General features: G+C 41.0%; 9 protein-coding genes. 7 read left to right on the top strand and 2 right to left on the bottom strand.

What is annotated here, in order from left to right:
• Positions 1-427 (top strand): ATP-binding protein (locus tag RQ763_RS07080; protein WP_314152019.1); only part of this gene is annotated, 427 nt, incomplete at its 5' end.
• Positions 424-1,452: a dipeptide epimerase gene (locus tag RQ763_RS07075; protein WP_314152017.1), complete on the top strand. Its 1,029-nt coding sequence runs from the start codon at positions 424-426 to the stop codon at positions 1,450-1,452. The genes RQ763_RS07080 and RQ763_RS07075, both read left to right, overlap by 4 nt.
• Here RQ763_RS07075 and RQ763_RS07070 read toward each other — a convergent pair.
• A complete protein-coding gene (locus RQ763_RS07070) occupies positions 1,442-2,551 on the bottom strand; it encodes a multiheme c-type cytochrome (RefSeq protein WP_314152015.1) in 1,110 nt (369 codons plus the stop codon). The two genes, RQ763_RS07075 and RQ763_RS07070, sit on opposite strands and share 11 nt — an antisense overlap.
• Before the next feature lie 38 nt (positions 2,552-2,589).
• Positions 2,590-3,930: a Na+/H+ antiporter NhaA gene (nhaA, locus tag RQ763_RS07065; RefSeq protein ID WP_314152014.1), complete on the bottom strand. Its 1,341-nt coding sequence runs from the start codon at positions 3,928-3,930 to the stop codon at positions 2,590-2,592.
• A 34-nt stretch (positions 3,931-3,964) separates the two neighbouring features.
• On the opposite strand from nhaA, the gene RQ763_RS07060 reads away from it, so the two are divergent.
• The 5 genes from RQ763_RS07060 to RQ763_RS07040 form a co-directional block, all read left to right on the top strand.
• Entirely contained in the window at positions 3,965-5,167 is a 1,203-nt protein-coding gene (locus tag RQ763_RS07060) for a hypothetical protein (protein ID WP_314152012.1), read from the top strand.
• The gene (locus RQ763_RS07055; protein ID WP_314152010.1) at positions 5,164-6,159 is read left to right on the top strand and encodes a MoxR family ATPase; all 996 of its coding nucleotides are present in this window, start codon (positions 5,164-5,166) and stop codon (positions 6,157-6,159) included. Before RQ763_RS07060 ends, RQ763_RS07055 begins: the two co-directional genes overlap by 4 nt.
• Positions 6,160-6,232: 73 nt before the next feature.
• Positions 6,233-6,751: a ferritin-like domain-containing protein gene (locus tag RQ763_RS07050; protein ID WP_314152007.1), complete on the top strand. Its 519-nt coding sequence runs from the start codon at positions 6,233-6,235 to the stop codon at positions 6,749-6,751.
• A 58-nt stretch (positions 6,752-6,809) separates the two neighbouring features.
• Positions 6,810-7,928 carry a DUF2201 family putative metallopeptidase gene (locus RQ763_RS07045; RefSeq protein WP_314152005.1) on the top strand — a complete coding sequence of 373 codons (1,119 nt, stop codon included), beginning with the start codon at positions 6,810-6,812 and terminating at the stop codon, positions 7,926-7,928.
• A 24-nt stretch (positions 7,929-7,952) separates the two neighbouring features.
• Positions 7,953-8,294, top strand: a 342-nt coding sequence (locus tag RQ763_RS07040; protein ID WP_314152003.1) for a cation-transporting P-type ATPase, incomplete at its 3' end; no start/stop codon positions are given.

Below are 8,294 nucleotides of genomic sequence, written 5' to 3'. Positions count from 1 at the left end.
TATAGAAAACATCACTTCGTCGCACCGTTCACAACCGCATAATCCAGATATAGCCAATACTTTTTTCAAGATGGGTCTTATAGAGTCATGGGGCAGGGGCGTAGAAAAAGTTATTAAGGCTTCAAAGGTATATAACGGTACAACACCGACTTTTACATGGGATAATGGCTTAAATGTGGAGTTTAAGAGTAGATATCCAAAGCAAAAAGATGAAAAGTTGGGTAAAAAGGTCGGAGAAAGTTCACCAAAAACTGAAGAAAAAATAATGGATATAATTAGTCAAGATAACACTATCACAACCGGGAAAATGGCTGAAGCTTTAAATATATCCAAAAGAGCGATATTAAAACAGATATCAAAACTCAAAGAGCAAGGTTTACTTCAAAGAGTGGGCGGGGCAAAGGGCGGACATTGGCTAATCAAATGAAAATAACAAAAATAGAAACAGAGATAAAACAGATAGAGCTAAAAACTCCGTTTAAAACCGCGCTTCGCACAGCAACTCACGTAGAGTTTGTAAGAGTACATGTAGAAGATGAAAACGGAAATCTAGGCATCGGTGAAGCGCCCGCTACAAAGGCTATTACGGGTGAAGATATAGAGATAATTTTAAGCTCAATTGAGAGCGTAAAAGAGCAGTTTTTAAATCTTACATGTAGAAATTCTTTGTCGCTTCTGCATACTGGATGCGTTATTGGCTCAAGCGCAAAAGCAGCGCTTGATATAGCCTTTGTCTCTTTGGATGCAAAACAAAAAAACCGTAGTTTGGCGGAGTATTTTTGTATAGAGGATTTTACTCCTATAAAAACGGATATTACTATCAGTTTAAATGAGGCTGATGTTATGTTAAGCGATGCCAAAAAAGCATATGTTGAGAAAAAAGAGATACTAAAAGTAAAAGTCGGCAGCGATATTTTGCATGCGGTTGATGTTATAAGAAAAATCGCAAACGAGCTGCCGCATGCGGAGATTTTGGTTGATGCAAATCAGGCTTGGAGTTTTGAAGATTCGCAGTTTTTTATAAACAATATGCTGGGTGTAAAGATAGAGCTTATAGAGCAGCCTGTCATTGCGTCTGACTTGGATAGTTTAAAAATGCTTAGTGAGCTTTCACACATTCCCATCTTGGCAGATGAGGCAGTTTTCAGTCTTGAAGATGTCAAAAAGGTCATGGAGTCTAAGAGTGCAGATATGATAAATATAAAGCTTATGAAGTGCGGCGGGGTTACAAAGGCGATAGAGATTTTAGAGTATGCAAGAGAGAAAAAAGTAACATGTATGCTCGGTTCTATGCTTGAGGGTCCATACTCCATAAACATGGCGCTATATCTTGCCTTTGCCTATAGAGATGTGATAAAGTATGTAGATTTAGACAGCCCGCTGCTCTACAAAGAGCCTTCAAGCGAGCTGGATTTTGAGTTTAACGGGTGCGAGATCTCACTTAAAAAGTGAAGCTCTCCTTTTTAAAGATTTTAAACTCTGTTGCTGTTTTTTCATCTTTTAATCCAAGAGCCTCAATAGCTTTGGGATTTACCAAAAACCAGCCCAGAACCACATCGACTCTGTCACCTTTTTGAAGTTTAAACTCTCTTTTTACGGCTCTTTTTTCATTTGCCTGAATCATGGTGTCTTTTAGGGTTGTGTCGGCTACCCAAGGCATTGAGGGTTTGCCCTCTTTTCCTAGGACTCTGACAAATACCTCTTTCTCAAGCTCTGTAGTTTTTCCATCTCTTGTCACACTCATCTTCAAAACAGCCATGCGGGCAGGATGAAGTAGAAGGGCGTGAGAGCTTTGGTTGTCTACGTTTACAATAAAGTGGTCAATGTTTCTTAAAATCGATATATTTACATATTTACTTAGCATTTCAGAGTGGAAGTGGGCGCCCGCAAAACCGTGAAAAGAGTGTGTTTTTGTCTCTATGATGGAGGAGAAACTCCCCTCAACTTGAGGCATGTGGCAGCCTACACAGTTTGCGCTGTTTATCTCGCTGTTTACGTTGCTTGAGCAGAGGTTTAGACCTGTTTTGTTGACATTGTGGGAGTGGCATCCTATGCAGACATTGCCGTTTTTAAAGTTCTTGTTCTCGTCAGTTATGATTTTGTGGTAGGGAGAGTCAAGAGAGCTTCTGTTGGAACCGTAATAGCTGTTTTTATCTTTTGAGATAATGTTCGTGTTGCTCTGTTTATGCTCCTCGATTTTCTCTATGCGGTGGCAGTATGCACAGCTTATAGCCTCTTGATGCGTTGGGTTTTGCGCGTCAAACATTGCCTTTTCGCCCGCTTTTGTCATCTTATCTAGATTATCCGCCGCAGGTGTGTGACATTTGCCGCAGCTGTACTGCTCTGCCTTGGTCATTGCTACTTGTTTGTTCCAGACAGCGTTGTGGATAGGGTCTTTTTGCGGTGTTGCATTTGCGTGCATAGAGCCGTAAAATTCATCATATATTTGGGCGTGGCACTTTTGACAATCTTTGCTTGGCGCAAATTCATGTGCGGCATCGTTCGCCCCTAAAAATAGAGTTGTAAGAAGAAGTATATAGAGCATTTTCATCAGTATTTCCTTATGTAAGTTCGGCTTAAATTATAACACTATTTGTTTGAAGATTTTGCAATATATCTAAGCCATATAAATCCAAAAAGACCGGCAAACAGAGAGGCTGCCAAAATTCCTATTTTTGCTTGAAAGATGAAGGCACTGTTTCCTGCAAAAGCAAGGTCAGCTACGAAAATAGACATAGTAAAACCGATGCCTCCCAAAAAGGAGACGCCAAATATCTGGTTCATAGTCGTGTTTTGCGGAAGCGATGCTATTTTGAGCTTTATTGCAAGCCATGAGAGACCGGCAATGCCAATCACTTTTCCTGCCACAAGACCAAGAATGATGCCAAGAGATATGGGCTGCATTATACTTTCGTTGATAGATGAGAAGTCTATGGATATGCCCGCGTTTGCTAAAGCAAAGAGCGGGATGACTATCAAACTCACGGGCAGATGAAGACCGTGCTCAAGCCTAGCTGAAGGAGTTCCTACCGCATCAATAGTGTCTTTTATGTTTTGAAGGATGGCTTTTTGCTTCTCATGCATCATATGGTCAGTCGCAACGGGGTATTTGTCGTACTCACTAAGCAGTTTGCCTGTATGCTCACTAAAGGAGATAGGGGCATATTTAGGCTTTGCCGGAATTACCATAGCTGCTATAACTCCCGCAATCGTTGCATGCACACCCGATTCGAGCATAAAGTACCACATAAGAAGACCGAGTATAAAGTATGGCAGAACCGCATGTATGCCGAAGCGATTGAGAGCGATCATAACGAAAAAAGCTCCAAGTGAGAGGGCAAGCCAGAACATATGTATCTCATTTGTGTAAAAAAGAGCTATAACGACGACTGCTCCGAGGTCATCTACGATTGCCAAAGCAACCAAAAAGGTAACTAGAGAGGTAGGCACTCTTTTGCCAAGAAGTACAAGTGCGCTGATGGCAAAAGCGATATCGGTTGCCATAGGTATTCCCCAACCTTTTGCGCCTTCGCCGCCTCCGTTGATGCTTAAGTATATGAGCGCAGGCACAACCATTCCGCCAATTGCCGCAACTATAGGGAGAGTTGCAACTTTTAGGTCGGACAACTCGCCTACCGTGATCTCTCTTTTTATCTCCAACCCGATGATAAAGAAAAAGATAGCCATAAGCCCGTCGTTGATCCAGTGATGGATAGAGTGGGAGAGTTTCCATGAGCCCACTTCGAGGTTAATGTAAGTATGAAAGAAGTGCTCGTAACTACTTGCTATTGGGGAGTTTGCTAGTACTAATGCCACTACCGTCATTACCATAAGTATGAGACCGGTCGTGGTTTGTGCGTGTATAAACTCCTCAAAAGGGGTAGCTATTTTTTTAAATACTCTCTCCCACGGCGCATATAGTTTTTTCATAGAAATCCTTTGCTTTGTCGGCGCATTATAACAAATGAGTGTAACCAATGCTATAATCTGCTTTATGAATTTAAAAGAGTTAGAAAATAGAGCAATACTGCTTTTTGGCAAAAGCCGTGCTTTTAGCATGGACGAGTTTGAGTCACAACTGAAGTTTCACAAGATAGAGATAACCTCTGAATTTAATGAAGATGTGGCGTTGGTTGTTGATGCAAAGATGATGACTCCTTATGAGCAAAATATTAGTGAGGCGCTTTACAACAAGCACTCCCAAAGTGTGGAGTTTGTCTCCATTGATGCTCTTGAGCGGGAGCTTGCAAAGTATATAGATGCGAACACTCTTTTGATGAGTCTTAAACTCAGCCGCAACAAAGAGAGGCTTAAGAGTTTTTTGCAAAACTCTATGATAGACGATGCACTCTTTTTTAAGCTTCTAAAGATGTACTCATGGGGCGGCGAGGACTTTTTTGAAAACGACGATAACCGTGATGTGAGTGCTGCGATAATCTTACGCTTCTACCAAAACATAGAGCGAAATCATAATGTTCAGTATGCAACGACTGGTTTTATGCATCTTGTTTCGCAGACAAAAAACATGGAGTTGCTGTATGCCATTTTATCGCTTGAGCCGATACGATTAAATCCCAACATTCAAGTCGCAATCGCTAGAAATGTCCACTGCGATGATGAGATGCAGGAGCTTCTTTTTAAAACCAATGACCTTAATGTTTTAGAGGCTCTCTCACAAAACAGAAATTTAAAACCTGCACTCATTGAAGAGTTTTTAAAAGATGAAAAATTGGGAAGAAACGTAGCAAAAAATATAAAATTGACAGATGAGCTTTTTGAACTTTTTAAAACAAACAGGATAGGGTTGGCGCTCAATGAGAGCTTGACTTTAGAGATGCAAAAAGAGCTGCTAAGTTATGGCGATGAAGAGATTTCCTACGCTTTGGCACTCAACAACGGGATTGATGGAGAGATTTTACATCTGCTTTTAGAGAGCAAAAACGAAGAGATAAAGTCAGCTCTGTATGAAAATAAAAAAACACCCACGTCAATACTTGAAGAGGCGTACAGAAACAATCAATATTGCCAAGAGATAGCAAAAAATGAGAACACTCCGGTAGAGATTTTATACCAACTGCAGTTAGACTCAAGATATGCCCGCTCCGTTATGGAAAACCCGGCGTTTGGCAGATATATACAACAAGAAAATATAGGATGGGAAGTATGAGAGCAACAGATTTGAGTGCGGCAATAGAGGCTTTGGTAGAGCAGAGAGTTCCGACTTTTTTATGGGGAGCACCTGGAATCGGGAAATCTTCCATAGTAAAGCAGATAGCAAAAAGCAAGGATATCGGTTTTATAGATTTAAGACTCGCACTTATGGACCCTACCGACCTTAAAGGAATCCCTTTTTATGATAAAGAGTCGCACACCGCGCTTTGGGCGCCTCCCGCTTTTTTGCCTCGCGATGGCAGAGGGATTTTGTTTTTGGATGAGCTTAACTCCGCAGCTCCAAGCGTTCAAGCATCAGCTTATCAACTTATACTAGATAGAAGGGTCGGCGAATACGAGCTGCCTGAGGGCTGGGCTATTGTCGCCGCAGGAAATCGTGAGGGAGATAGAGGTGTTACTTACCGCATGCCAAGCCCTTTGGCAAACAGATTTGTTCACTTTGAGATGGATGTACATGTAGAGGATTGGAGGCTTTGGGCGTATAAAAACGCTCTTGATGAGAAGGTTATATCTTACATCTCATATAAAAATGAACATCTGTTCACGTTTGATGCAAAGAGTGATATAAAAAGCTTTGCAACGCCTAGAAGCTGGGAATATGTAAACAGTATACTGGGGAGCAGCGTATCTGAAAATCTGCTTCTTGAGACTGTAGGCGGAGCAGTCGGTAAGGATGTAGCGGTCTCCTTTTTGGCGTTTTGCAAGGTCATGAACAGACTTCCCGACATAAAAAATATACTCTATAGCGGAAGCGGTGAGTACAGCGATGAGGTAGATGTTCTTTATGCTCTAAGTACCGGGCTTGTAAGTGCATATCTCAAAGAGAGAGATGATGAGAAGTTAGAAAATCTGCTTAGATATACGCTCTTGCTAAAGAGCGAATTTGCCGTTATGACGGTGCAGGATTTGCAAAGAAACGGTGTGAGTATGGAGCACTTAGATGTATTTGGCGAGTGGGTTGAGAAGTTTGCATATCTTTTAGATTAGCTCTTTAAAAGAGAATTAATCAACTTGATTGTACCATAGGAGCGTATTAAAATTTTTTCATTAGGAGTTAATTATGGCTAGAGCAGGAAATTCGATTATTAAAGGTTTAGAGGTTTCAGAGATTATCAAACTTCTAAATAAAGCTTATGCGGATGAGTGGTTGGCTTACTATCAATATTTTATTGAGAGCAAAGTCGTAAAAGGAATCATGAAAGATGCTGCTATCGCCGAGCTTAATCAGCATGCTGCCGATGAGTTAAGGCATGCGACTATGATAGCAGATAGAATTTTGCAGCTTGGAGGAACACCTCTTTTAAATCCAAAAGAGTGGATGAAAAAGACAAACTGCGGCTACGAAGAGCCTAAAAATTTTGATGTAGTTGCAATACTCGAAGATGCTATAAAGGGCGAGCAGTGTGCAATAAATGTTTACTCAAGCATAGTCGATTTGACGAGAGATAAAGATATAGTCACTTACGATATAGTCTCTCAAATACTGGCTGATGAAGTCGAACATGAAGAGGATCTTCAAGCACTTCATGATGACATTACGGAGTTTGTAAGCGACCTTAAAAAAAGTCTAAAAAAATAACCTAAACATCAAAGAGAGAGTACCTCTTTGATGTTACGCACCAAAAGAGAAGCCTCACATGCAAAGTATTCAAACCAAAATCTCTCAAGCAAAATCAAAACTTTTACTTAATCACCCTTTCTTTGGAGCGGTTGCCGCTAAACTTGAGCTCGTACAAAACGACGACATACAGAGCTTTAAAAGCAATGGCATAAAGCTTGAGTATAACAGCGATTTTTTGCAAAAGCTAGAACCTGCGCAAATGGAGTTTGTTTTTGCAAACGGCGCAATGCACGCCTCTCTTGAGCATGAAGCGAGAAAAAACGGCAGAAGCGGTTGGCTCTGGCAGCTCTCAACTGACTACGCGATTAACGATATGCTGGTTCAAAACGGCTTAGAGCGCCCCGATGAGGCGCACTACTCAAAGAGATTTAGCGGCATGTACGCCGAGGAGATTTACGCAGAGCTCAAAGAGGATATTTTGCGTGATGAGCTTGAGTATGAAGCAGATGATATTAATGATATGCAAGATAGTAACAAAGAGCAAAACGAGCAAAATAGCCCTCAAAACGAGGATATTTTAAACGAACAGCTTTTTGAAGAGTTTGCCAAAGCAAAGCTTGAAGATGAGATGAAAAGCGGCGAAGCTCCTCTCTCGATTGGAAGATTTTTTAAAATTTCCGCCGAGGGCAAGATTGATTGGCGCAATGAGTTAAGAGCAGCGCTTGATAGGCACCATAAAGATGACTACACGCTTCTTCCGCCGAGCAAAAAATTTCTCTATGCAGGAATCTATCTTCCCTCATGCATAAGTAAACGATTTCAGCTTGTCGTGGCAGTTGACAGCTCCGGTTCTGTTGATGAAAAACTCCTAAGTGAGTTTTTGAGTGAGCTTAACTTTTTGATGCTAACAATTCCAAATTTTCAGATAGATATGTTTGTGTGTGACGATAAGATTAGAACGCATAAAACCTTTTGGGGCGGCGATATTTTAGAAGTTGAACTCAAAGGGGGAGGCGGAACCGATTTTAGACCCGTATTTGAGTTTGTAGATAGAGAGCTCTTGTATGTAAAACTGCTTCTGTATTTTAGTGATTTAGATGGAATCTTCCCGCATGATGAGCCAAATTACGAGGTAAAGTGGATAGCTCCAAAAGAGCAAAACGTGCCTTTTGGCACTGTTATCACATTGGAATAGTGCATGAAAGATATGGAGTTTGAAATGCAAGAGAACAGTAACTGGCACTCATTAGAAGCAGATGAAGTTCTCAAAAGAGTTGAGAGTTCAAAAGATGGACTAAGCAGCACCGAAGTTGAGGCAAGACTCAAAAAGTACGGACCCAACAAACTTCAAGAGGAGAAGAAAAAAAGTCCCATTATCCGTTTTTTAATGCAGTTTCACAATCTTTTGATTTATGTACTACTCGCAGCTGCCTTTTTTACTGCTATTCTTGGGCATTTTATCGATACTTCCGTCATCTTAGGCGTTGTAATTATAAATTCGATTATCGGCTTTGTTCAAGAGAGCAAGGCTGAGGATGCAATGCAGGCTATAAAAAAGATG

Source organism: Sulfurimonas sp., assembly GCF_032250635.1.
GTDB lineage: Bacteria > Campylobacterota > Campylobacteria > Campylobacterales > Sulfurimonadaceae > Sulfurimonas.
Note: the sequence above shows the minus strand (reverse complement) of the source record. Positions and strands in the feature narration are given on the sequence as shown.

Coding starts and splice junctions, on each gene's coding strand:
- RQ763_RS07055 (WP_314152010.1), top strand. CDS start 5,164: ATGAGAGCAACAGATTTGAGTGCGGCAATAGAGGCTTTGGTAGAGCAG.
- RQ763_RS07070 (WP_314152015.1), bottom strand. CDS start 2,551: ATGAAAATGCTCTATATACTTCTTCTTACAACTCTATTTTTAGGGGCG.
- RQ763_RS07050 (WP_314152007.1), top strand. CDS start 6,233: ATGGCTAGAGCAGGAAATTCGATTATTAAAGGTTTAGAGGTTTCAGAG.
- RQ763_RS07045 (WP_314152005.1), top strand. CDS start 6,810: ATGCAAAGTATTCAAACCAAAATCTCTCAAGCAAAATCAAAACTTTTA.
- RQ763_RS07075 (WP_314152017.1), top strand. CDS start 424: ATGAAAATAACAAAAATAGAAACAGAGATAAAACAGATAGAGCTAAAA.
- nhaA (WP_314152014.1), bottom strand. CDS start 3,930: ATGAAAAAACTATATGCGCCGTGGGAGAGAGTATTTAAAAAAATAGCT.
- RQ763_RS07060 (WP_314152012.1), top strand. CDS start 3,965: ATGAGTGTAACCAATGCTATAATCTGCTTTATGAATTTAAAAGAGTTA.